General features: G+C 72.3%; 19 protein-coding genes. 9 read left to right on the top strand and 10 right to left on the bottom strand.

Annotated elements, in window-relative coordinates; genetic code table 11:
• Positions 1-10: 10 nt before the first annotated feature.
• Positions 11-883: a neutral zinc metallopeptidase gene (locus tag ACIBP6_RS27055; RefSeq protein WP_397056480.1), complete on the bottom strand. Its 873-nt coding sequence runs from the start codon at positions 881-883 to the stop codon at positions 11-13.
• Positions 884-1,040: 157 nt separating this feature from the next.
• On the opposite strand from ACIBP6_RS27055, the gene dxs reads away from it, so the two are divergent.
• Positions 1,041-2,921, top strand: a complete 1,881-nt coding sequence (gene dxs, locus ACIBP6_RS27050; protein ID WP_397057087.1) for a 1-deoxy-D-xylulose-5-phosphate synthase — start codon at positions 1,041-1,043, stop codon at positions 2,919-2,921.
• Positions 2,922-3,035: 114 nt separating this feature from the next.
• The gene (locus tag ACIBP6_RS27045) at positions 3,036-4,508 is read left to right on the top strand and encodes an amino acid permease (protein ID WP_397056478.1); all 1,473 of its coding nucleotides are present in this window, start codon (positions 3,036-3,038) and stop codon (positions 4,506-4,508) included.
• A gap of 50 nt (positions 4,509-4,558) precedes the next feature.
• On the opposite strand, the gene ACIBP6_RS27040 is transcribed toward ACIBP6_RS27045, so the two are convergent.
• The 4 genes from ACIBP6_RS27040 to ACIBP6_RS27025 form a co-directional block, all read right to left on the bottom strand.
• Entirely contained in the window at positions 4,559-4,939 is a 381-nt protein-coding gene (locus ACIBP6_RS27040) for an SSI family serine proteinase inhibitor (protein WP_397056476.1), read from the bottom strand.
• Between the two features lie 100 nt (positions 4,940-5,039).
• Positions 5,040-7,127, bottom strand: coding sequence for a 3-hydroxyacyl-CoA dehydrogenase NAD-binding domain-containing protein (locus ACIBP6_RS27035; RefSeq protein WP_397056474.1), 2,088 nt, complete (start codon positions 7,125-7,127; stop codon positions 5,040-5,042).
• The gene (locus ACIBP6_RS27030; protein WP_397057086.1) at positions 7,124-8,287 is read right to left on the bottom strand and encodes a thiolase family protein; all 1,164 of its coding nucleotides are present in this window, start codon (positions 8,285-8,287) and stop codon (positions 7,124-7,126) included. Before ACIBP6_RS27030 ends, ACIBP6_RS27035 begins: the two co-directional genes overlap by 4 nt.
• 62 nt (positions 8,288-8,349) lie before the next feature.
• Positions 8,350-9,078 carry a hypothetical protein gene (locus tag ACIBP6_RS27025; RefSeq protein ID WP_397056472.1) on the bottom strand — a complete coding sequence of 243 codons (729 nt, stop codon included), beginning with the start codon at positions 9,076-9,078 and terminating at the stop codon, positions 8,350-8,352.
• A gap of 377 nt (positions 9,079-9,455) precedes the next feature.
• Here ACIBP6_RS27025 and ACIBP6_RS27020 point away from each other — a divergent pair, with 377 nt between their 5' ends.
• The 6 genes from ACIBP6_RS27020 (at position 9,456) to ACIBP6_RS26995 (ending at position 18,034) form a co-directional block, all read left to right on the top strand.
• Positions 9,456-10,841 (top strand): LCP family protein, encoded by a 1,386-nt coding sequence (locus ACIBP6_RS27020; protein ID WP_397056470.1) that lies wholly within the window; start codon positions 9,456-9,458, stop codon positions 10,839-10,841.
• Between the two features lie 175 nt (positions 10,842-11,016).
• The gene (locus ACIBP6_RS27015) at positions 11,017-12,327 is read left to right on the top strand and encodes a hypothetical protein (RefSeq protein WP_397056468.1); all 1,311 of its coding nucleotides are present in this window, start codon (positions 11,017-11,019) and stop codon (positions 12,325-12,327) included.
• A 326-nt stretch (positions 12,328-12,653) separates the two neighbouring features.
• Positions 12,654-13,646 carry a LacI family DNA-binding transcriptional regulator gene (locus ACIBP6_RS27010; RefSeq protein WP_397056466.1) on the top strand — a complete coding sequence of 331 codons (993 nt, stop codon included), beginning with the start codon at positions 12,654-12,656 and terminating at the stop codon, positions 13,644-13,646.
• The gene (locus ACIBP6_RS27005; protein ID WP_397056464.1) at positions 13,643-14,416 is read left to right on the top strand and encodes a sugar phosphate isomerase/epimerase family protein; all 774 of its coding nucleotides are present in this window, start codon (positions 13,643-13,645) and stop codon (positions 14,414-14,416) included. Before ACIBP6_RS27010 ends, ACIBP6_RS27005 begins: the two co-directional genes overlap by 4 nt.
• A 21-nt stretch (positions 14,417-14,437) precedes the next feature.
• Positions 14,438-15,376 (top strand): alkaline phosphatase family protein, encoded by a 939-nt coding sequence (locus ACIBP6_RS27000; RefSeq protein WP_397056462.1) that lies wholly within the window; start codon positions 14,438-14,440, stop codon positions 15,374-15,376.
• 60 nt (positions 15,377-15,436) lie between these two features.
• Positions 15,437-18,034 (top strand): PEP/pyruvate-binding domain-containing protein, encoded by a 2,598-nt coding sequence (locus tag ACIBP6_RS26995; protein WP_397056460.1) that lies wholly within the window; start codon positions 15,437-15,439, stop codon positions 18,032-18,034.
• Here the strand turns inward: ACIBP6_RS26995 and ACIBP6_RS26990 are convergent.
• The 4 genes from ACIBP6_RS26990 to ACIBP6_RS26975 form a co-directional block, all read right to left on the bottom strand.
• Positions 18,004-18,876 carry a sugar phosphate isomerase/epimerase family protein gene (locus tag ACIBP6_RS26990; RefSeq protein ID WP_397056458.1) on the bottom strand — a complete coding sequence of 291 codons (873 nt, stop codon included), beginning with the start codon at positions 18,874-18,876 and terminating at the stop codon, positions 18,004-18,006. The genes ACIBP6_RS26995 and ACIBP6_RS26990 overlap by 31 nt on opposite strands.
• Complete coding sequence (locus ACIBP6_RS26985) at positions 18,873-20,036, bottom strand: dihydrodipicolinate synthase family protein (RefSeq protein ID WP_397056456.1); 1,164 nt, start codon at positions 20,034-20,036, stop codon at positions 18,873-18,875. Before ACIBP6_RS26985 ends, ACIBP6_RS26990 begins: the two co-directional genes overlap by 4 nt.
• The gene (locus ACIBP6_RS26980; protein ID WP_397056454.1) at positions 20,033-21,178 is read right to left on the bottom strand and encodes a Gfo/Idh/MocA family protein; all 1,146 of its coding nucleotides are present in this window, start codon (positions 21,176-21,178) and stop codon (positions 20,033-20,035) included. Before ACIBP6_RS26980 ends, ACIBP6_RS26985 begins: the two co-directional genes overlap by 4 nt.
• A 238-nt stretch (positions 21,179-21,416) precedes the next feature.
• Positions 21,417-21,968, bottom strand: coding sequence for a TetR/AcrR family transcriptional regulator (locus ACIBP6_RS26975; protein WP_397056452.1), 552 nt, complete (start codon positions 21,966-21,968; stop codon positions 21,417-21,419).
• A 92-nt stretch (positions 21,969-22,060) separates the two neighbouring features.
• Here ACIBP6_RS26975 and ACIBP6_RS26970 point away from each other — a divergent pair, with 92 nt between their 5' ends.
• On the top strand, positions 22,061-22,801 hold the full coding sequence (locus tag ACIBP6_RS26970) for an SDR family oxidoreductase (protein WP_397056450.1): 741 nt from the start codon (positions 22,061-22,063) through the stop codon (positions 22,799-22,801).
• 89 nt (positions 22,802-22,890) lie between these two features.
• Here the strand turns inward: ACIBP6_RS26970 and ACIBP6_RS26965 are convergent, their stop codons facing one another.
• A complete protein-coding gene (locus ACIBP6_RS26965; protein WP_397056448.1) occupies positions 22,891-24,117 on the bottom strand; it encodes an HRDC domain-containing protein in 1,227 nt (408 codons plus the stop codon).
• Between the last annotated feature and the right edge of the window lie 28 nt (positions 24,118-24,145).

The following is a 24,145-nucleotide window of genomic DNA, read 5'->3' as shown; positions in this document are numbered from 1 at the left end:
AGCGGGCGGCTCAGGTCACGTTGCGGGGGCTGGCGGCCCAGGTGTTGCAGGCGCCCGGTGTGCCCCGGTTGAAGCCGCGGGTCATCCACGCCGCCTGCGTGGGGCCCCTGCCGTGGTCGTTCTGCGGCCAGCCCTTGGCGCCGTTCTTCCTGAACCAGTCGACCGTGTACGCCCAGTCGGCGTCGGTGACCAGCGGCGTGCCCTTCATGGTGCTCATGAAGACCGCCGAGAAGCACTCGGCCTGCAGCTCGGAGTTGCGCGACAGCTGCAGCCGCCTGGCCTTGCCGGCGATCGTCCGCGCGGCCCAGTAGTAGCCCCACACGCCCGAGACCTGCTGCACGTGGTGGCCGTACTCGTGGGCGACCAGGCGGGTGATGCCGAGCGGGAACGGGTTGCGTAACTGGTCCTTGCCGATCATCAGGTAGATCGTGCGGTCGGTGGAGCAGTAGACGCCGTCGGCGCCGGCGTTCCACGTCCCGCAGAGCGTCGTGACCCGGCGGGTGATGATGCGCAGCTCCGGCTTGGTGAACGGCAGCCCGGCCTTGCGGAACTGCGCGGCCCACGCCTTGTTCAGGCACTGTGTCACCCGGGTCAGGAAGCGCCGGTACGCCGTCATGCTCCCGGCGGGCAGGTCGCCCGGCCGGCAGTTCACGTCGGCGAGCCGCCCGGTGCGGTAGAGCGGGTTCGCCGTCGCGATCCGCACGCCCTGCGCCGCGCCGCCCCCCTGCTTCTGCCCCGCCTGGTCCTTCGGGGGCGGTGCGGCGGTCTGCCCGGCAGCGGCGGGCGGGGACGCCGCCGAGGTCGTGGCTCTGTCGGCCAGCACCACCACCAGGGCGGCCAACGCCACGGCAAGAGCCGCGACGGAGGCAACGATCGCTACCACTTTGCCCTTGGTGACGGAATTCATATGGTCCGCAAGACTAGGTCAAGATCGGACATATGTGTGCGCACTTTGACTCGATGGAGTCAACGGGGCCTTTGCGAACTAGACTCTGGGAGGTCGGCGAACAGAGCAGAGGGGAGTCGCATCCGTGAGCGGGTTGCTGGGCTCGATCAAGGGACCGCAGGACGTCAAACGACTCACTGACGAGGAGTTGCCGCGGCTCGCGGGCGAGATCCGTGACCTGCTGGTCGACTCCTGTGCCAGGTTCGGCGGCCACCTGGGCCCCAACCTCGGTGTGGTGGAGCTCACCATCGCCGTCCACCGCGTCTTCGACTCGCCGCACGACCCCGTCGTGTGGGACACCGGCCACCAGGCGTACGTGCACAAGATCCTCACCGGCCGCGCCACCGGCTTCGACGCGCTCAAGCAGGAGGGCGGCCTGTCCGGCTACCCGAGCCAGGCCGAGTCCGAGCACGACTTCGTCGAGAACTCCCACGCCTCCACCGCGCTGTCCTACGCCGACGGCCTGGCCAAGGCCTACAAACTGCGTGGCGAGCACGACCGCACGGTCGTCGCGATCATCGGCGACGGCGCCCTGACCGGCGGCATGGCCTGGGAGGCGCTCAACAACATCGCCGCCGTGAAAGACCTGCCCGTCGTCATCGTCGTCAACGACAACGGCCGCTCCTACTCGCCCACGATCGGCGGCCTGGCCTCCCACCTGTCCTCGCTGCGCGTCAACCGCCGCTACGAGGACGTCCTCGAGTACGTCAAGGACAAGCTCGGCAACGTCCCCGTCCTCTACGACGCCCTGCACGGCTTCAAGAAGGGCGTCAAGGACGTCCTGGCGCCGCAGGTGATGTTCGAGGACCTCGGGCTCAAATACGTCGGCCCCATCGACGGCCACGACGAGCAGGCCATGGAGGCGGCGCTGCGCAAGGCCCGCGACTTCCGCGGCCCCGTCATCGTGCACGCCCTCACCCAGAAGGGCCGCGGCTACACGCCCGCGGAGAACCACGACGAGGACCAGTTCCACTCCCCGGGCGCCTTCGACCGCGCCACCGGGGCGGAGAAGCCCAAGGACCGCAGCTGGACCAACGTCTTCGGCGAGGAGCTCGTCCGGCTCGGCAAGGAGCGCGACGACCTCGTCGCGATCACCGCGGCCATGCTCCACCCGACCGGGCTCAACGCGTTCGCCGAGGCGTTCCCCGATCGCATCTACGACGTCGGCATCGCCGAGCAGCACGCGCTGACCAGCGCCGCCGGGCTCGCCCTCGGCGGCATGCACCCGGTCGTGGGCGTCTACGCCACCTTCCTCAACCGCGCCTTCGACCAGCTCCTCATGGACGTCGCCCTGCACCGGCTGCCGGTCACGGTGGTGCTCGACCGGGCCGGCGTCACGGGCGACGACGGCGCCAGCCACAACGGCATGTGGGACCTGTCGATCCTCCAGGTCGTGCCCGGGCTCAAGATCGCGGTGCCGCGCGACGGCGATCGGCTGACCGAGCTGCTGCGCGAGGCCGTGGCGGTCTCCGACGGCCCGACCGTCGTGCGCTTCCCCAAGGGCCCGGTCGCCCAGCCCCTGGAGGCCGTCGGCAAGCTGGGGGAGATGGACCTCCTGCGCGCCGCCGAGGCGGAGCCCGACGTGCTGCTGGTGGGCGTCGGCCCCATGGCGCAGGTCTGCATGGACGCCGCGGTCCTGCTCGACGCCCAGGGCATCGCCTCCACCGTGGTCGACCCGCGCTGGGTCAAGCCGCTCGACGACGCGCTGGCCCTGGCCGCCGGCGCCCACAAGCTGGTGGCCGTGGTCGAGGACAACGGCCGCGTGGGCGGCGTGGGCGACGCCGTGGCCCGCCTGCTGCGCGACGCCGACGTCGACGTGCCCGTACGCACCTTCGGGATCCCGCAGCGCTTCCTCGACCACGCCAAGCGGGCCGTGATCCTCGGCCGGATCGGGCTGACCGGGCAGGACCTCGCCCGCCAGGTCACCGAGGCCATCGCGAAGCGCACCTCCCCCGTGGAGCCCGCCCGCAGCTGACGAGTTCGCCGGGGCCGGTCGGACCGTCCCCGGCCTCGCGATCCCCCGAGCGGCAAGGGAATCCCGCGCTTTCCACGGGCATGATCACCGGCGGTGTGGGAAGGATCGCCGAGCGTGGACATCTTTCGCACGAAGAGCGTCGAACAGTCGATCCGCGACACAGAAGACCCCGAGCACCAGCTGCGAAAGCGCCTGACCGCCACCGACCTCACCGTCTTCGGCATCGGCGTGATCGTCGGCACCGGAATCTTCGTGCTCACGGGGCAGGTCGCCAAAGAGCTGGCCGGACCCGCTGTGGCGATCTCGTTCATCGTCGCCGGCGTCGTGTGCGGGCTGGCCGCCCTGTGCTACGCCGAGTTCGCCTCCACCATCCCCGTCGCCGGTTCCGCCTACACCTTCTCCTTCGCCACGCTGGGCGAGTTCCCCGCCTGGATCATCGGCTGGGACCTGCTGCTGGAGCTGGCGCTGGCCGCCGCCGTGGTGTCGGTCGGCTGGTCCGGCTACGTGGCGTCCATGTTGTCCTCCATCGGCCTCGGCCTGCCCCCGTCCATCGCGGGCGAGAACCCGGTCGTCAACGTGCCGGCCATGCTGATCGTGCTCGCCCTCACCGTGATCCTGGTGGCCGGGATCAAGCTGTCCTCGCGGGTCAACCTGATCCTGGTGATCACGAAGATCGCGGTGGTGCTGCTGGTCATCGTGGCGGGCCTGTTCTTCGTCAAGGCCGCCAACTACACGCCGTTCATCCCCGAGGCGGTGGCCACGCAGCGGGTGGAGGGCCTCAAGGCGCCGCTCATCCAGCTGCTGTTCGGCATCACGCCGGTCGCGTTCGGCGTCATCGGCATCTTCTCGGCCGCCGCGATCGTCTTCTTCGCGTTCATCGGCTTCGACATCGTGGCCACGGCCGCGGAGGAGACCATCGAGCCGCAGCGCGACGTGCCCCGCGGCATCCTCGGCTCACTGGCCATCTGCACCGTCCTGTACGTCGCCGTCTCGCTCGTCGTCGTCGGCATGCAGCGCTACAGCGAGCTGAGCACGTCCGCGCCGCTGTCGGACGCGTTCACCTCGGTGGGCCACGCCTGGCTGGGCACGATCATCAGCGTGGGCGCCATCGCGGGTCTGACGACCGTGGTGCTGGTGCTGCTGCTCGGCCAGACCCGGGTGCTGTTCGCGATGTGCCGCGACGGCCTGCTGCCGCGCTCGCTCGCCACCGTCAACCCGCGCTTCGGTACGCCCGCCCGCCTCACGATCATCATCGGGGTGGTCACCATGGCGCTGGCCGGGTTCGTGTCGTTCGGCGAGCTGGCCGAGCTGGTCAACATCGGGACGTTGTTCGCGTTCGTGGTGGTCTCGGCCGGAGTCATCGTGCTGCGGAAGACGCGCCCGGACCTGCCGCGGGCCTTCAGGGCGCCGCTGGTGCCGGTGCTGCCGATCCTGTCGGTGCTGGCCTGTCTCTATCTGATGCTCAACCTGCCGGCGCAGACGTGGCTGAGGTTCCTCATCTGGATGGTCCTCGGCGTGGTGCTCTACTTCACCTACGGCTACTGGCACAGCCGGACCGCGATGCCGTGGCAGAAGACGCGCGGCTGAGCCGCGCCGGCGCCCGCCCCGGGGGGAGAACGGGGGGCGCCCGGCCCGCGTCAGAGCGCGAAGAGCGCTCCGGTGGCCGCCCGCATCTGGCAGCCGTTGGCGTAGACCTTGCCCCACTTCAGCACCTGGCCGTTCCAGCGGCCGACGACCGCGGCGGCGTGCGGCTTGAGCTCCTTCTTGCAGGCCGCCGCCGACTTGAGGTTGAGCTCGCCCGGCTGGCCCTTGGCCTTCTCCAGCAGGCGGCAGGCCGCCTGGGCGCGGGGGTGGTCGCCGCCGGTGGGCCCGCAGTGGAGCCAGACCGACTTGGTCTCGCCGCCCTTGACCGCGTAGATGACCTTGACCTGCACCTTCGGCGGCGGCGCGGCCAGGGCGGGGGACGAGCCCAGCAGGACGGCTCCGCAGAGCGCGATCGCACCGGCTGCTCTCAGCATGGTGACTCTCCGTTCGTAGGTAGGCACGGAACGCTACGAGAGAGTACACAACCCGGAGTGGAGGCCCGCCGTGCGCGCCTCCAAAACCGGGAGCACCAGATCAGGCGGGGACGGACGCCACCCCGGGCGCGAGGAATCGCGGCTGGGAGATGCCCAACCTGTCCAGGTACGGCGTGATCCCGCCCAGATGGAACGGCCAGCCGGCGCCGAGGATCATGCACAGGTCGATGTCCTCCGGCGCGGCCACCACGCCTTCGTCCAGCATGATGCGGATCTCCGTGGCCAGCGCCGTCAGCACCCGCTCGCGCACCCGCTCGGCGGTGGACGGGGCCGTGCCGCCCTCGAACAGCGCCACCGCCTCCGGGTCGAGCGTGAAGTCCGGACGGTAGACGCCCGGCTTGCCCGCCGCGACCAGCTTGGCGAGGTTCTCCGACAGGGCGAAGCGGTCGGGGAACGCCTCGTGCAGCGTCTCGGCCACGTGCAGGCCGACCGCCGGGCCGACGAGCTGCAGCAGCGCGAACGGCGTCATCGGCAGCCCGAGCCCGTCGAGCGCGTGCTCGGCCGTCTCCAGCGGCGTGCCCTCGTCCACGGCGCTGATGACCTCGCCCATGAAGCGGGTCAGCAGCCGGTTCACCACGAACGCCGGGGCGTCCTTGACCAGCACCGACGACTTCTTCAGCGACTTGCCGACCGCGAACGCCGTGGCCAGCGTGGCGTCGTCGGTCGCGGCGCCCCGGATGATCTCCAGCAGCGGCATGACGGCGACCGGGTTGAAGAAGTGGAAGCCGACGAGCCGCTCGGGGTGGGCCAGGCCGGCGCCCATCTCGGTCAGCGACAGCGAGGAGGTGTTGGTGGCGAGCACGCACTCCGCCGACACCACGGCCTCGACCTCGGCGAACACCTGCTTCTTGACCGCCAGGTCCTCGAAGACGGCCTCGATGACGAAGTCGGCGTCGGCGAAGGCGTCCTTGGCCAGCGAGCCGGTCACCAGTGCCTTGAGCCGGTTCGCCTGGTCGGCGGAGACGCGGCCCTTCGCCAGCAGCTTGTCCACCTCGGCGTGTACGTACCCGACGCCCTTGTCGAGGCGGGCCTGGTCGAGGTCGGTCAGCACGACCGGGACCTCCAGGCGGCGGGCGAACAGCAGCGCCATCTGCGAGGCCATCAGGCCCGCCCCCACCACGCCGACCTTGGCGACCTTGCGGGCCAGCGACCTGTCCGGCGCGCCCGCCGGCCGCTTGGCGCGGCGCTGCACCAGATCGAAGGCGTAGAGCCCGGCCCGCAGCTCGTCGCTCATGAGCAGGTCGGCCAGGGCCTTGTCCTCGGCGGCGAAGCCCTCGTCACGGGTGGCGGTCTCGGCCAGCGCGATGAGGTCGAGCGCCCGGTACGGCGCCGGCGCGGCCCCGTGCAGCTTCATGTCCACCAGGAAGCGGGCGTCGGCGACCGCCTTCTCCCAGCCGTCGTGGGACGGCCGCTCGACGCTCGCCTCGCCCTGGAGCACCCGGGCGGCCCAGCGCAGCGACTCCTCCAGGAAGTCGGCCGGCTCGAACATCGCGTCGGCGATCCCCAGGTCGTACGCCTGCGCGCCCTTGATCATGCGGTTCTGCGCCAGCGGGTTCTCGATGATCAGCTTGATCGCGTTCGCCGGGCCGATCAGACGCGGGAGCAGCTGCGTGCCGCCCCAGCCCGGCACCAGGCCGAGCGAGCACTCCGGCAGCGCCAGCGCGGGCACGCCGGAGGAGATCGTCCGGTACGTGCAGTGCAGCGCGATCTCCAGGCCGCCGCCCATGGCCGCGCCGTTGACGAACGCGAACGACGGGATCGGCAGCTCGCCCAGTCGCCGGAACACGTGGTGGCCGAGCTGCCCGATGGCCAGGGCCTGCTCGCGGGTGGTCACGTCGGCCGCGCCCTTGAGGTCGGCCCCGACGGCGAAGATGAACGGCTTGCCCGTCACGCCCACCGCGGCCAGGTCGGTGCGCGCGGCGATCTCCGACAGCGCGCCGTTCAGCGCGAGCAGGCCGCGCGTGCCGAACGTGTTGGGCTTGGTGTGGTCGAAGCCGTTGTCCAGCGTGATCAGCGCCATCGTGCCGGCCCCGCCGGGCAGCCGCACGTCGCGTACCAGCGCCTTGGTGACGACCTCGTCGGGGTTGCGCTCGCCGAGCAGCGCGCGCCAGGTCTCGATACCGCTCATGCCAGGTTCTCCCAGATCACAGTGCCGCCCATGCCCATGCCGACGCACATGGTGGTAATGCCGTAACGCACGTCGGGACGCTCGCCGAACTGCCGCGCGAGCTGCGTCATCAGCCGCACGCCGGAGGAGGCGAGCGGGTGGCCGTAGGCGATCGCGCCGCCGTACGGGTTGACGCGGGGGTCGTCCTCGGCGATGCCGAAGTGGTCGAGGAACGCCAGCACCTGGACGGCGAACGCCTCGTTGATCTCGAACAACCCGATGTCCGAGATGTCGAGACCCGCCAGGCGGAGCGCACGCTCCGTGGACGGGATCGGCCCCACGCCCATGACCTCCGGGTCCACGCCCGCGAACGCGTACGACACCAGCCGCATCTTCGGCGTGAGGCCCAGCTCGGCCGCCACGTCGGCGGCGGCCACGACGCAGCCGGTGGCGCCGTCGTTGACGCCCGAGGAGTTGCCCGCCGTGACGTGGCCGTGCGGCCGGAACGGCGTCTTCAGCCCGCTCAGCGCCTCCATCGTGGTGCCCGGCCGGGGCGCCTCGTCCTCGACCGCCAGGCCCCAGCCCTTCTCGGCCGTCCTGATCGCGGTCGGCACCAGGTCAGGCTGGATCTTGCCGTCGGCGTACGCCTTGGCCGCCCTCTCCTGCGACAGCACCGCGTACGCGTCCGCGCGCTCCTTGGTGATCCGCGGGTAGCGGTCGTGCAGGTTCTCCGCGGTCATGCCCATGACCAGCGCGCTCGGGTCGACCAGCTTCTCCGACAGGAAGCGCGGATTGGGGTCGACGCCCTCGCCCATCGGGTGGCGGCCCATGTGCTCGACCCCACCCGCGATGGCGACGTCGTACGCGCCGAACGCGATGCCGCCCGCGACCGTGGTGACGGCGGTCATCGCGCCCGCGCACATGCGGTCGATGGCGTAGCCGGGCACGGTCTTGGGCAGCCCGGCCAGCACCGCCGCCGAACGTCCGATGGTCAGTCCCTGGTCGCCGATCTGGGTGGTCGCGGCGATGGCGACCTCGTCCACCCGCTCGGGCGGCAGGGTGGGGTTACGCCTGATGAGCTCGCGGATGACCCGGACGACCAGGTCGTCGGCGCGGGTCTCGGCGTACAGCCCTTTCGGCCCCGACCTGCCGAAAGGGGTGCGAACGCCGTCGACGAACACGACGTCACGAGAGGAAGGCACGGATTCGCTCCTCGTTGCTGGATGTGGTTCCGCGCCCAATGCTACTCGTCAGTAACTACCGCGCAGACGAGGGCTGCCGTGACCAGGAGGTAGACCAGCCACGAGGCCGGCTCCCAGAGGTGCGCGCGGGCCGCGATCAGGACCGCGACCGCGAGGACCGCTCCCGTCCGGAGTGCCGGGCCCACGCGGGGGCGCGCGCCGCGGCCGGGATCCCAAGGATCGCCAGGTGATCCACCCGAGCGCACGGCACGCGCCAGTATCCCCACAGCGTCCCGTGCCCACCACAGCGCGAACGACACCCCCGCCGCGACGCTGACCACCGACAGCGCCTCGACGGCCCAGCTCAGCGCGTCGGCGAAGGCGTGCAGGGCGGACTCGTGGAAGAAGCGCGGCAGGGTCCAGCCGAGCAGCAGCGTCACCGTCCAGCCGCAGGCGACGGCCAGCCGGGTCAGCGGGCGGGCCAGGCCCGAGCGGGCCAGGCCGTACAGCTCGCGTTCGCGACGCCGGACCCGGCGGGCGCGCACGCCCCAGACGTACTGGGTGACGGCCAGCGCCGGGAGCGCGGCGGCGAAGACGGCCAGCGCCAGCACGGCCAGCGGCAGCGTCTGGTCCCTGGTCGGGGCCCGTTCGGCGAGTAACTGGGTGGTGGCCAGCAGCGCGATCGAGGCGATGACGGCGACGAAGGCGCGGCGGCGGGCGGCGTCGGCCCCGGCCCGCAGGCCGGCGACGTCCCGGGCGCCGGGGAGGGGCGTCATCTCGGTCAACAGCATGAACGTCATGATGACGTCACCGTGTGTCATGGCGCCCGGAATTCGTCGGCTTTGCATGGAGCCCTCGCTGATCGCGCTGTGCGCGTCTACCATCGGCCCGGGGGGATTCCCCTCCGCACCTGGTGAGGGAGGGGTGTCCGGGCAGCCATGTTCTGGTGATGACGGAGCGGCGGGCCGGCTTTGTCGCCGGAGTCGCCCTCGCTCGCTCCGGCCGGTGAGTATGCTTCGCGATCATGGTTCGAGGAGTGGACAGCGTGAGAGGGCAGCGGGACGACGCGGTTCTCGGCCGCCGGGTCGCTCCACCGCCTGCCCCGCCGGAGGGGCGGGGCAGAGGCCGACCCAGGCCGCCGCGTAACCGGCTCACGCCGCTCGGGTGGGTGAGCGTGGTGATGACGGTCGTGCTCGTGGCCGGCCTGCTCGGGGCCTACGGCTACTACCGGTACGTCCTGAGCGGCCTGGAGACCGAGCCGATCGAGGCGGGCACGAACCGCCCGCCCGAGACCGGCGCGCTCAACGTGCTGCTCGTCGGCTCCGACTCCCGTGACGGCGACAACAAGGTGTACGGCGCCAAGTCGCAGGGCACGGGCGAGCGCACCGACACGATCATGCTCCTGCACATCGCCCCGAACCGCGACAACGCCACGGTGATCAGCTTCCCCCGCGACACCATGGTCCAGATCCCCGAGTGCGAGGGCCGGGGCGGCGCCGTCCTGCCGGCCGGCATCCGGCAGATCAACTCCGCCTTCAACGACGGCGGCATCAACTGCACGATCAGGACCCTCGAGTCGCTCACCAACATCAAGATCAACCACTTCGTGAAGGTCGACTTCACCGGCTTCAAGTCGATCATCGACGCCATCGGCGGCATCGAGATCTGCCTGCCCAAGCCGGTCAACGACCCGCAGGCCAAGCTCCAGCTCGGCGCGGGCAAGCACGTGGTCAACGGCGAGCAGGCGCTCGGCTACGTGCGTACCCGCTACTCCCTCGGCGACGGCAGCGACCTGAGCCGGATCCAGCGCCAGCAGGTCTTCCTCACCAAGGTGGCCGAGAAGGTCACCGACGGCGGCCTGCTCACCGACCCCGCCAGGCTGAACAGCTTCGTGCAGGCCGCGGTCGGGGCCGTCACCGTGGACGAGGAGCTCACGGTCGATCGCATGCTGGAGATCGCCGACAGCGTCCGCGGCCTGACCGCCAAAGAGCTCAAGGGGATCACCGTGCCCGTCGAGCCGTACCCGCCGGACACGGATCGGGTGCAGTTCGCCCAGCCGGCGGCCGGCAACTTCTTCGAGAGCGTGCGCAACGACGTCGAGGTCACCGCGGCCCCGACACCCGGCAAGTCCGCCGCGCCCAAGATCGAGCACAGCCAGGTGCGGGTGCAGGTCCTCAACGCCACCGGCGAGCAGGGCAAGGCGGGGCAGGTGGCCGAGGAGCTGGCCGCCCAGGGCTTCGTCGTCACCCACGTGGGCAACGCCGCCCAGGCCCCGACCACGACGATCCGCTACGCCAAGAAGGACGCCCAGGACGGGCCCGCGTACGGCGACGTGGTGGCCGCGCGGCTGTCGAAGGACAAGCGCACGCCGGTGGAGGGCAAGATCAAGCCGCTCACCGCGGAGCCGTACGAGTCGAAGGCGGCCAAGACGCCGGGCGGTCCGGTCATCCAGCTCGTCATCGGCGCCGACTGGCCGGGCGTGCGGGTGCTGTCGGCGATCCCCGACTCGCTCAAGGACAAGGTCGTCGACACCAGCACCAACCCCTGCCTGTGACCTCGGTCGCGGGGCGCTGATCGGGCACGTCTCCGTAAGTCACACGAAACCGCATGCCATTGGGGCGGTTGTTACCGAGCGTGATTTTAGGGAAACAAGTGAAAATTCCGGACAATGTGTGGTTGATTCTGCTAGGAAAGGGCGCTGTCCGAATACGTGTGAGAGAGGTTCCATCGTGGCGCGCGACGAGAACGACAGGTCGTACGAGGATGGGCAGGGTAGGTCGTCGAACCCCGACTTGACGGGGGACGTGCTGTCGCCGCGGTGGAGCACCGAGGACACCGACGAGCAGCCCGCCATCCAGGTCTCCGGCAACGAGACCTACATCCTGCCGCTGGACAAACCGGTCGAGCCGCGCCCGGGTGAGGGTGTGCGCGACGTGCTCGACGGCCCGGCGCCGTACGACGTGCTGGGCGGCGGTAACCCGTCCCACGACGTGCTGGGCGGTGGCGACCCGTCCCACGACGTGCTGGGTGGCGGGAGCGCGTCTCGTGACGTGCTGGGAGGCGGGAACTCCTCCCATGACGTGCTGGGCGGCGCCAGTGGATCTCATGACGGGATGAGCGGGCCCCATGACGTGCGGGGCGCCGGGTACGACGACGTCCTCGGCACGAGCGCGATGGCGGGCGCGGGCCACGACTCCGGCGACTCCCGCGAGTCCGGGCGGCGCGACGACGACAGCGGGGCGTACCCGGTGGAGGACGAGCCGTCCTACCTGCCGCTCGACCGCGGCTACGACGCCGACGACGACGACCGCCCCCGCCGCGGGTTCCTCGGCTCGGGCTGGACCGACGACTCCCACGACTCCCACGAGCACCCGCGCGGTGAGCGTGAGGTGCGCCGCCGTACCAGGACGCTGCTGGTCGCCGCGGCCGCGGTGGTGGCGGTCGGCGTGGGCGTCGGCTGGATGCTCACCGGCACATCCGCCGACGACCCCTGCGCGGGCGGCCGATGCGCGAGCGTCGGGGACGTGAGCGCGCCCTCCGAGTCGGCGTTCCCCGAGGACGCACCGGTCGAGGACGAGGAGGAGGTCGCCGAGGAGCCGACCGAGAGCACGGAGCCGACGAAGCCGTCGAAGCCGCGCGAGCAGGTCGCCGACCAGCCGGACAACTCCGGCTACACCCCGCAGACGCCCGCCGAGCAGCGCGCCCGGCCCACGCGCGAGCCGTCGGAGCGCCCGGAGCGCCCGCGCGCCACCGAAACGTCGGCCGAGGAGAACGACGGGCCCGCCCGCGTCTCCGAACGGCGGGTAGGCGACAGCACCGGCAGCAACGGCACCGGCAGCAACGGCACCACGGGCAGCGGCAACACCGGTGACAGCAAGGACTCGGACAACACGGCCGAGGAGTCAACGGGCGGCGGCGGCAACACCGAGCAGTCCGACTCCACGCAGGAATCCGCCCCGGCCCAGACCCAGGCCCCCGAGCCCGCCCCGGTCCAGGAAGAGAACAAGGGCCTTCTGGACATCCTCTTCCCCTGGATGTGACGGCCGCGCCGGGCGCTGTCGACCGAGTGCCTTGGCGTTCGCCGACCGCGGCCGCCGCGTGCCGGTCGCGTTCTCGTGTGCCGTACTGCACGTGCCGGCCGTACTGCACGTGCCGGCCGTGTGCTGGACGCGCGCTGCGTGCCGGCCGCAGCTGAGTGCCGGCCGCGCACAGCGCGGCCGCCGCATGCCCGTCCCGTGCCGGACGCCGGCCTGTCGCGACCGGGTCACGCCCGCCCACCCCGCCCCGGTTCGGTGGGACACGTGCGAGGATGCGGTTTCGAGGGTCGGTCTGGCAGACTTGGAAATCGCTTTCCGGGGAGGGTGTCGTGGTCACGCTGGAAGACGTCGCCAAGCAGGCGGGCGTCTCGCTCGCGACCGCCTCGCGGGTGCTCAACGGCAGCACCCGCCAGGTGGGCGCGGACCTGCGGGCCCGCGTCGAGCGCGCCGCCGACGAGCTCGGCTACCGCGCCAACATCGCCGCCCAGACGCTGGCCCGGGGGTCGAGCAACGTCATCGGCATCGTCGTGCACGACCTGACCGACCCCTACTTCGCGGCCCTGGCCGACGGCGCGATGCGGGCGGCGGCCACCGAGGGCCTGCTGGTCATGGTCGGCACCACCCATCGCGATCCCGAGCAGGAGCTCGCGTACGTGGCCACGCTGAACGCCCAGCGCGTGCGCGCGGTGCTGCTGGCCGGCTCGCGTGTCGCCGACCAGGCGGTGACCGGCCGCCTGCGCGAGGAGCTGGCCCGCTACCGCGACAGCGGCGGCCGGGCGGCCTGCGTGGGCCAGGACCTCCTCGGGGTCGACACGGTGGCGCCGGCCAACAGGGAGGGCGCGGCGGAGCTGGCGCGGGCGCTGGCCGGGCTCGGTCACACCCGTTTCGCGGTGCTGGCGGGCCCGCCCCACCTGATGACGGCGGCCGACCGCAGCGCCGGCTTCGCCGCCGCGCTGGAGGAGCTGGGGCTGCCCGCGCCGCAGGTGATCCACGGGCCGTTCGACCGCGACGGCGGCTACGCGGCGGCGCGGCAGGTCCAGGACGCCACCTGTGTGTTCGCGGTCAACGACGTGATGGCGGTCGGGGCGCTCGCGGCCTACCGGGAGCGCGGCGTCAGGGTGCCGGACGACGTCTCGGTGGCCGGGTTCGACGACATCGTCACGCTGCGTGATCACGTGCCGGCGCTGACGACCGTGCGGCTGCCGCTGGCGGACATGGGGGCGCGGGCCTTGGAGCTGGCGCTCAACGATGAGGAGCCGGTCGTCGTCGAGCACGTCGCCGGCGAGGTCGTGCTGCGGGAGAGCGTACGGAGGATCGTGTGAGGCTGGCGGTCAGCACCCTGGGGATGCCCGGCGACGGGCTCGACCGGGCGATCGAGATCGCGTCCGGGCACGGCTGTCAGGGGCTGGAGCTGCGCCTGCACCCCGACACGGGTGTGCACGCCGGGCTCGGCCCGGAGGGACGGCGGTCCGTACGCGAGCGGGTGGAACGGGCGGGTCTCGAAATTTCCGCTCTCGCCGGATATGTCGGCATCTGTCAGCCGGGGCCGGACGAAGAGGCCGTGGAGGCGCTGCTCGCCGACCTGCGCCTGGCCGCCGACCTCGGCGCGCCCGGAGTTCGGGTGTTCCCGCGCGGTGGCGACCCGGCCGTGGGCGCGCGCCGGCTCAAGGCGGTCTCCGGCCCGGCCGCCGACCTGGGGACGCGCGTCCTCGTCGAGACACACGACCAGATGTCCACCGGCGCCGCCGTGGCCGCGCTGCTGACCGAGGCCGGCTGCCCCGGGACCACCGGCGTGATCTGGGACCTGCTGCACCCCTGGCGCCACGGCGAGAGCCCGGCCGCCACGCTGGCCGCGCTGCGGCCCTGGCTGTCGTACGTGCAGGTCAAGGACGCGGTCTCGGCGCAGGAGACCACGCCGGTGCCCATGGGCGAGGGCTCGGTGCCGCTGGAGGAGGCGGGCGAGCTGCTGCGCGGGGCCGGGTTCGGCGGCTGGGTGTCGCTGGAGTGGGAGCGGACGTGGTATCCGCAGGTGGCCCCGGTCGAGGAGGTCCTGCCGGGGGCCGTCGCATGGGTGCGCCGTTTCGCCGCGTAGACAGCCCGCTTAGATAGGGGGATGTCCGCTCTCACAACCCCCACCGACAAGGTGCTCGTCGTCGGCATGGACGGCCTGCGGTTCGACCGGCTCGTCGCCCTCGACGCGCCCGTGCTGGCCGGCCTGATGTCCACCGGCGCGTACGGCACCAGCATGCTCCCCTACGGCGAGGCCGAGGCCCCGCGTACGGAGTCGCCCGGCGAGGTCGTCCCCACCTCGCCGGAGCAGGACGACGGGGTCCGGGTGATCAGGTCACGTACGGACTCGGGGCCGGGGTGGTCGTCCATCGCGACCGGTGTCTGGCCGGACAAGCACGGCGTCGTGGACAACGGCTTCGCCGCCCCCCAGTTCACGAAATTTCCGGACTTCTTGACGCGGGCGAAGCTGGCCCGCCCCGACCTGACCACCTCGGCCTTCTTCTCCTGGGCGGCCCTGGCCGAGCAGGGCGCGTTCGGCCCGGCCATCGACCGCCGTTTCGTCCTCGACGGGTTCGCCGTCGGCTGGTCAGACGCCGACGCGCAGGTGGCCGAGGCAGCCCGTGCGCACCTGGCCGCCGACGACCCCGACGCCGTGTTCGTCTACCTGGGCGACACCGACGAGGTGGCGCACGCCCTCGGCCCGCACTGCCCGGAGTACGCCGCCGCCCTCGCCGCCCAGGACGCGTACCTGGGAGGGCTGCTCGACGCGATCCGCGCCCGCCCGTCGTACGGCGGCGAGCGCTGGACGGTGCTCGTCACCACCGACCACGGCCACGTGGACGCGGGCGGCCACGGGGGTGTCTCGGCCGAGGAGCGCACGGTGTTCGTCATCGCGCACCGGCTGGGAGAGGACCTCGGCGGCCGGGGGCTCGACGGCCCGCGCCTGGTCGACGTGGCCCCGACGGCGCTGGCCGCGCTCGGCGTGCCGGTGGACCCGGCCTGGGAACTGGACGGGACGCCGCTGGGTTTCATCAGCTGTTGAATTTCCGGCCGTGAGGCGCGAGACTGGACGACAGGACGCCGAACGCCGGGAGAACACGCGATGACGATGGTCCTCGACCTCACCGAGATCCATGCCGCGATGACGGCCGAGGTCGGCGGCAAGGCCGCGAACCTCGGTGAGCTGACCAAGGCGGGGCTGCCCGTCCCGCCCGCCCGGGTGCTGACCACGCAGGCGTACCGGCAGGTCGCCCAGGGCCTGGAGACCACCGGTGAGGGCCTGGCCGAGCGAGCCAGGCGGCACCTGCTCGACGCCCCGGTCCCGCCGGACGTGCGCGAGGCCGTCGTCGGCGCCTACGCCTCGCTCGGCGACGACGTGCCCGTCGCCGTGCGCTCGTCCGCCACGGCCGAGGACCTGCCGTTCGCCAGCTTCGCCGGGCAGCAGGACACGTTCCTCAACGTCGTGGGCGCCCAGGCGGTCGTGGCGGCCGTACGCCGCTGCTGGGCCTCGTTGTGGACCGACCGCGCCGTGGCCTACCGCGAGGCCGCCGGCATCGACCACGCCTCGGTGAGCCTCGCGGTCGTCCTCCAGGTCATGGTGGACGCCCGCGTGGCGGGGGTCATGTTCACCGCCAACCCCGTCACCGGCCGGCGGCGCGAGATCGTCATCGACGCGAGCCCTGGCCTCGGCGAGGCCGTCGTCTCCGGCGCGGTGAACCCCGACCGCTTCGTCGTCTCCGATGGCGAGATCCTGGAGCGGCGCGCCGGCGACAAGAAGGTGACCATCCGACCCCTGCCCGGCGGCGGCACCGAACGCGTCGAGACCGCCGGCGACGGCCTCTGCCTGACCGACGGCCAGGTGCACGAGCTCGCCGCCCTCGGCGCCCGCGTGGAACGCCACTACGACGCGCCGCAGGACACCGAGTGGGCCCTCGACCACGACGGGCGGCTCTGGCTCACCCAGGCCAGGCCGATCACCACGCTCTACCCGCTGCCGGAGCCGAAGGGGCCCGGCCTTCGGGTCTACTTCTCGGTCAACGTCGTCCAGGGCGTCATGGGGCCGATCACGCCGATGGGCATCGCGGCGTTCCGGCTGGTCAGCGCCGGAGGCGCCGGCCTGTTCGGCCACGGCCCCGCCGATCCCCGCGACGGCGCGCCCTTCTTCGCGGTGTCGGGGGAGCGCCTGTGGTTCGACATCACCACCGCCGTACGCAGCCGTCCCGGCCGCGCCCTGTTCGGGCGCCTGGTGACGCTCGGCGAGGCGCGTACCGCGACCGTGATGCAGCGGCTGTTCCAGGACCCGCGGCTGGCGCGGCTCACCACCTCGCGGCGCGGCTTCCTGCGCGGGGCCGGGCGCTTCGCCGGTCATCTGCGGCTGCCCGCCCGCGTCCTGACGGCGCTCGTCAGCCCGCGCCGGGCCCTGGCCTCCGTCGCGCGGATCGGCGCGGACGTCGACCGCCGGCTCCGGGTGCCCGGCTCGGCGACCCCGGCGCAGCGGCTCGACCACGCCGAGCGGGTGCTCGCCGGGACGTTCCCGCGGATCATCTCGATCATGCCGACCGTGATCACCGGGTACGCCCTGTTCGCGCTGGCCTCTCGGCTGTCCGGGGTGCCGGTGAACGAGATGGGCGACGTGCTGCGCGGCGTCCCGCACAACCCGACCACCGAGATGGACCTCGCGCTGTGGGAGCTGTCCACCAGGATCGAGCCGGAGCCGTTCCGCGAGCTGTCCGTCGCCGAGCTGGCCCGCCGCTACCGCGAGGGACGCCTGCCGCCCGCCGCCCAGCGCGAGATCGCCGCCTTCCTGGACGCGTACGGCCACCGCGGCGTCGCCGAGATCGACCTCGGGGTGCCGCGCTGGTCGGAGGAGCCCGAGCACATCCTCGGCGCGCTGGCCAACTACCTGCGCATGAAGGACGACGACCTCGCGCCGTCCGCGCTGTTCGCGAGGGGGGAACGGGAGGCGCGTTCCGCCGTCGTCCGGATCTCGGCGCGGGCCGGGCGCGGGCGGCCGTGGCGGGCCGCCGTCGTGCGGTACGCGCTCCGGCGCACCCGCACCTACGCCGGGCTGCGCGAGCTGCCCAAGTTCCACCTGGTCAAGACGCTCGCGGCGGTCCGGCGGAGCCTGCTCGTGGTGGGCGCGCACCTGGCGGACCTCGGTGTCGTCGACGCGCCCGGCGACGTCTTCTTCCTCGACCTGCGTGAGGCCAGGGCCTCACTCGGCGGGGGCGACCTGCGCGCCCTCGTGGCCGCGCGCCGCGAGACGTACGAACGGGAGCGGCGCCGCCGACACGTGCCCCGCGTGCTCCTGTCGGACGGCACCGAGCCAGAGGCGGTTCCCTCGGCGGCCGCCCCCGACGGGAGCGGCGCGCTGACCGGCACCGCCGCCTCTCCGGGCACGGTCACCGGTCCGGCCCGCGTGGTCCTCGACCCCGTCGGCGCGCACCTGGAGCCCGGCGAGATCCTCGTCTGCCCCTCGACCGACCCCGGCTGGACACCGCTGTTCCTGACGGCGGGCGGCCTGGTGATGGAGATGGGCGGCGCGATGTCGCACGGCGCGGTCGTGGCCAGGGAGTACGGCATCCCGGCCGTCGTCGGCGTCGCCGACGCCACCCACCGCGTCACCACGGGCGAGCGGATCACCGTGAACGGCGCCGCCGGCACCGTGGTTCACGAGGCCGGCAGCACCACCTCCGCGTAGCGGGACTTCATCGTGGCCACCACCTCGTCGGGGTCGGCGGCCCAGATGTCGGCGTTGAAGATCTCCACCTCGATGTCGCCGGTGTACCCGGCGGCCAGGACGGCCCGGGTGATCGGCGGGAAGCCGATCACGCCGTCGCCCATCATGCCCCGCCCGAGCAGCACGTCCTCGGGCAGCGGGTGCAGGTAGTCGCACACCTGGTACGACGCGATCCGCCGCCCCGCCCGCGCGATCTCCTCGAACAGCCGCGGGTCCCACCACACGTGGAACGTGTCCACCACCACGCCGACCTGCTCCTCCGGGTACGGCAGGCTGAGCTCCAGCGCCTGACCCAGCGTCGACAACACCGCCCGGTCGGGGCAGTAGATCGGGTGCAGCGGCTCCAGCGCCAGCTTCACCCCCCGCTCCCCGGCGTACGGCGCCAGCTCCGCCAGCGCCTCGGTCACCCGCTCGCGCGCTCCGGCCAGGTCACGGGTGAAGCCCTCAGCGGGCAGCGCCTCGCCGGGCCGGACGCCGGGCAGGCCGCCCACCACCATCACCAGGCAGCCCGCCGCCAGCTCGGCCGCCTCGTCGATGGCCCGCCGGTTGTCCTCCAGCGCCCGCGCGAAGGCCGTACGGCCCTGCTCGCCGGGCAGCCCGCCGGCCGTCAGGAACCCGCCCCGGCACAGCGACGACACCCGCAGCCCGGCCGCCCGCACGAGCTTGACGCTCTGCGCCAGCCCCTGCTCGGCGACCTTCTCCCGCCACAGCCCGATCGCCTCCAGGCCGTGCCGGACGCACCCGTCCACGGCCTCGGCCACCGACCAGCTCCGGGTCGTCCACTGGTTCAGCGAAAGACTCACAGCCCGTTCACCTCCAGCAGCGCCTTCATCCGGCGCACGGCCAGCTCCTGGTCGGTGAGCAGCCCCGCCTGGTCAGCCAGGGCGAACACCTCCGACAGGTGCAGCAGCGAGCGGGCCGACTGGGCGCCGTTCACCATGGCGAACGCGTCCTGGTGGCCGTTCAGCCAGGCCAGGAAGACGATGCCGGTCTTGTAGTGGTACGTCGGCGTCTCGAAAATTTTTCTCGACAGCGGCACGGTCGGCGCCAGGATCTCCTCGTACGAGGCCATCAGCCGTTCCCGCTCCGCCTCGTCGTCGGCGGCCTCGGCCGCGTCCAGCACCTGGAGCGCCGCCGCCGCGGCCGGCGCGATGGCGTCGAAGATGCCCAGCAGCGCGTGCGAGCCCGACCTGATCAGCGACGGGTAGTTGAAGTCGTCGCCGGTGTACAGCTTGACGCCCTCGGGCAGCGCGGCGCGCAGGCGCACCTCGTGCTCCTCGTCCAGCAGCGACACCTTCACGCCGTCCACCGTCGCCGCGTGGGCGTGGACCAGCTCCAGGAACGACTCCGTCGCCGCCGCCACGTCGCGCGAGCCCCAGTAACCGGCCAGCTGCGGGTCGAACATCTCACCCAGCCAGTGCAGGATCACCGGCCGGTCGGCCAGGCCGAACAGCTTGCCGTACACCCGGTGGTAGTCCGCGGGCCCGGAGGCCACCCTGGCGAGCTGACGGGAGGCCATGATGATCACACCGGCGCCGGCCGCCTGCACGGTCTCGATCTGCTCGCCGTACGCGGCCGTGATCGCGTCAAGGTCGTCCGCGCCGGGCGCGTGGTCGGTGCCGGCGCCGCAGGCGACGAGCGTGGCGGGATCGCCGTACGCGCGGGCCTCGGCGGCGCTGCGCCGGATGAGCTCCTTGGTGGCCGCCCAGTCGAGGCCCATGTTGCGCTGGGCGGTGTCCATGGCGTCGGCCACCCGCAGGCCGTGCGACCACAGGTGGCGGCGGAAGCGCAGCGTGGCGTCCCAGTCGACGGCGGCGGGGGAGCCGGGTGTGTTGTCGCCGAGCGGGTCGGCGACCACGTGGGCGGCCGCGAACGCGATCCGGCTCGCGGCCGGCTCGGCCGCCGGCCAGGTGACGGGCTCTCTCAGCGGGTACGCGCCCACCCCGGGCAGGTCGATCCTCACAGCTGCGGCACCTCGATCCTGCGGCCCTCGGCGGACGAGCGCAGGCCCAGCTCGGCGAGCTGGACGCCGCGGGCGCCGGAGGCGAAGTCGTTGGGGAACGGCGCGTCCTCCAGCACGTGCCGGACGAACGCCTCCCACTGCACCTTGAACCCGTTGTCGAACTCCGCGTTGTCCGGCACCTCCTGCCAGCCGTCGCGGAAGCGGGCGGTGGCCGGCAGGTCGGGGTTCCAGACCGGCTTGGGGGTGGCCGAGCGATGCTGTACGCGGCAGTCGCGCAGGCCCGCCACGGCGCTGCCATGCGTGCCGTCCACCTGGAACTCCACCAGCTCGTCCCGGTTCACCCGGACCGCCCATGAGGAGTTGATCTGCGCGACGACACCGCCCTCCAGCTCGAAGATCCCGTACGCGGCGTCGTCGGCGGTCGCCTGGTAGGCGTCGCCCTGCTCGTCCACCCGCGACGGGATGTGCGTCACGGCCCGGGCGTAGACCGACTGGACCCGGCCGAACAGGTTCTCCATCACGTAGTGCCAGTGCGGGAACATGTCGAGCACGATGCCGCCGCCGTCCTCGGAGCGGTAGTTCCACGACGGGCGCTGCGCCTCCTGCCAGTCGCCCTCGAACACCCAGTAGCCGAACTCGCCCCGCACCGACAGGATGCGGCCGAAGAAGCCGCCGTCGATCAGCCGCTTCAGCTTGAGCAGGCCCGGCAGGAAGAGCTTGTCCTGGACGACGCCGTTCTTGACGCCCTTGGCCGTGGCGGCCTCGGCCAGCGCGAGCGCCTCCTGCGTCGACTCGGCGGTGGGCTTCTCGGCGTAGATGTGCTTGCCGGCGTCGATGGCCTGGAGCACGGCCTTCACCCGGGCGCTGGTCACCTGGGCGTCGAAGTAGATCAGGTTGGCGTCGTCGGAGAGGGCGGCGTCGAGGTCAGTGGTGAAATCCGATATTCCATGCTTCGCCGCGATATTTCCAAGCTTGTCGGCATTGCGCCCGACCAGCACCGGCTTGAGGATGACGCGCCCGCCGTCCGAGAGCGTGACACCGCCCTGCTCGTTGATGGCCAGGACGGAACGGACCAGGTGCTGGCGGTAGCCCATCCGTCCGGTGACGCCGTTCATCACGACGCCGATGGTGCGCACGCTCATGAGGATCCCTTCACCGAGGAAAGCGCTTTCCCGAACGGTACGGCCGAGCTGCCGAGGGCGTCAAGTCACGGCCCGGAGTCCCGAAGCCGCGGCGAGCCGCAAAAGTGGTGAGGCCGGCGAGTCTCACGTTCGTCGCGCGTCACCCGCTGGCCGGCGAATGCCTGCTCGAAACCGGCGGCACGCCGTTCCTCGTGACCCCGGCCGCCGCCTCAGGCGTGCTCCCGGTCTCGGGGGGCGGCTACGGGCGGCGGCGCAGCCCGTCGAGGACGATGCGGAGCAGGTGCCGGGCCTTGGCGTCCCACTCATCCTCCTCGAGACGTGTCAGGCAGCCGATGAGGAGGATGACGTCCCGGGCGTCGACGTCCGATCGGATGGTCCCGTCGGCCTTCCCGGCCTCCAGCAGCGTGGTCAGCGCGTCGCCGATCGGCCCGAGGCTGTGCGCGGCGAGGTCCTGCCACACCGCCGCTTCGACGGCGGCGAACACTCCGCGCTTGACCTGCGCGTAGTCGGCCACCCGGTCGAACCAGCGAGCCAGCGCGGTGACGGGCGGGTGCTCGGCGAGCAGCGCCGTGGCCGCCGCCACGAGCTCCTCGACGTCCTCCCGGTAGACCTCGGCGAGCAGATCCTCACGGGTCGGGAAGTGGCGGTAGAGGGTGCCCTGGCCGACCCCCGCCTCCTTGGCGATCGCATTGAGCTTGATCTCGTCCGCGTTCGCGATGACGGCTCGCGCGGCCTGGATGATCCGTGCGCGGTTGCCGGCGGCGTCGGCCCGGCGGTGGCGTGGCTCCATCGTTCCCCTGTAGCTCGGTGACCAAAGCGGACACGTGTCCGGTAAGCTGTTCCATCATGCGGACACGTGTCCACTTTAACGAAGGGATCCCCATGACAGTCATCGACGGAAAGGTCGTGGCCATCACCGGCGCGAGCGGCGGCATCGGTGCAGCCACCGCGCGCCTGCTCGCCGAGCACGGCGCGGCCGTCGTCCTCGGTGCCCGACGGGCACAACGCCTCGACGAGCTCGTCCAGGACATCCGCGACCGCGGCGGACGTGCCATCGGCTGCGTCACGGACGTGCTGCGGCAGGAGGACCTCGAACGACTCGTCGGCGCGGCCGTGGCGGAGTTCGGCCGGCTCGACGTGCTGGTGGGCAACGCGGGCATCGCCAAGATCGGGCCGGTGGCCGACCTCGACGTCGACGGCTGGTCGGTCATGATCGACGTCAATCTCCGCGGTGTGCTCAACGGCATCGCCGCCGCCCTGCCGGTGTTCCGCCGGCAGGGCCACGGCCACCTGGTGACCACGGTGTCGACCGCCGGCCTGACGATCACCCCCACGATGGCGGTCTACGCCGCGACCAAGAACGCCGTCCGTACGCTGCTGGAGGGCCTGCGGCAGGAGTCGACCGACGGCGTGCTGCGCACGACGGCCGTGTCGCCGGGCTTCGTCCGCACCGAACTCGCCGACTCGATCGACAACACACCAGTCCGCGAGCAGATCCTCCACCACATGGGACAGATCGGCATCGCGCCGGAAGCCGTCGCCCGCGCCATCGCCTTCGCCGTCGAACAACCCCTGGACGTCGAGATCGGCGACATCACCATCCGTCCGACCGTCCAAGGGTGACCGCCGTGCCGCCATTCCAGGCCGTCACGCGCGGAGGCGGGGGTCCCGCTCTGGCGGGCGTCCACGTCAGAGCGGGAGGGGCGACGGCGTCAGAGCTCGCTGCGCGTCTCCAGCCTGGCCAGGGCCTTGGCGATGGGCTGGGCGGTGAGCGTGCGCTGCCACTCGCGGGCGCCGAGCTCGCGCAGCCTGGCGGCCACGCTCTCGTCGGTGATCTCCGCGGGCGGCTCCCATGTCAGCCGGCGCACGGCGTCGGGCTGCAGGAGGTTCTCGGTGGGCATGTGGTGCTGCTCGGCCAGCGCGGAGATCACGGCCCGGGCCGCGGCCAGGCGCTTGGCCGCGGCCGGGTCGCGGTCGGCCCAGCGGTTGGGCGGCGGCGGCCCGTCGCCCGCCGTGCTGGGCAGCGGCAGCTGGCTGTCGGGCAGCGCCCGCGCCCGCGCCACCGCGGCGAGCCACTCGCTCATGTGCCTGCGCGCACTTCTCCCGGTGAATGCCGAAATTTCGGTCAATGCCTTTTTCGTGCGAGGCCCTTCCAGCGCGGCCGTGACGATCGCCGCGTCGGGCAGGACCCGCCCGGGCGCGAGATCGGCCTCACGGGCGATCCGGTCGCGCATCGTCCACAACTCGCGCACGATGGCCAGCGCGCGTACGTTGCGCACCTTGTGGATGCCCGACGTGCGCCGCCACGGGTCGGAGCGCGGCGCCGGCGGCGGGGTGTTCAGCACGGCGGCGAACTCCTCGTGCGCCCACTCCAGCTTCCCGCTCTCCGCCAGCTGCTGGTGGAGCACGTCGCGGAGCTCGACCAGCACCTCCACGTCGAGCGCCGCGTAGCGCAGCCAGTCTTCCGGCAGCGGCCTGGTGGACCAGTCGGCCGCCGAATGGCCCTTCTCCAGCCGCAGGCCGAGCACGGTCTCGACCATCGTGCCGAGCCCCACGCGCTCGTAGCCGAGCAGCCGGCCGGCCAGCTCGGTGTCGAACATGCGGCGAGGCCTGAACCCCACCTCCAGCAGGCACGGCAGGTCTTGCGAGGCGGCGTGCAGCACGATCTCGGCGTCGGCCACCGCCCGGTCGAGCGCCGACAGGTCCGGGCAGGCGATGGGGTCGATCAACGCGCTGCCGGCACCGCCCCGGCGCAGCTGGACCAGGTAGGCGCGGTTGCCGTAGCGGTAGCCGGAGGCGCGCTCGGCGTCGACCGCCACGGGCCCGTCGCCCGCGGCGAACCGCTCCACGACCTCGGCTAGGGCGTCGGCGTCGGAGACGACCGGAGGGATGCCTTCGCGCGGTTCGAGCAGCGGCTCCACTGTGCGTTCTTCTGTCATGAGCTCACCGGCCTCATGACGCTGGTGC

Source organism: Nonomuraea terrae, from assembly GCF_044465245.1.
Classification (GTDB): Bacteria; Actinomycetota; Actinomycetes; order Streptosporangiales; family Streptosporangiaceae; genus Nonomuraea; species Nonomuraea terrae.
Note: the sequence above shows the minus strand (reverse complement) of the source record. Positions and strands in the feature narration are given on the sequence as shown.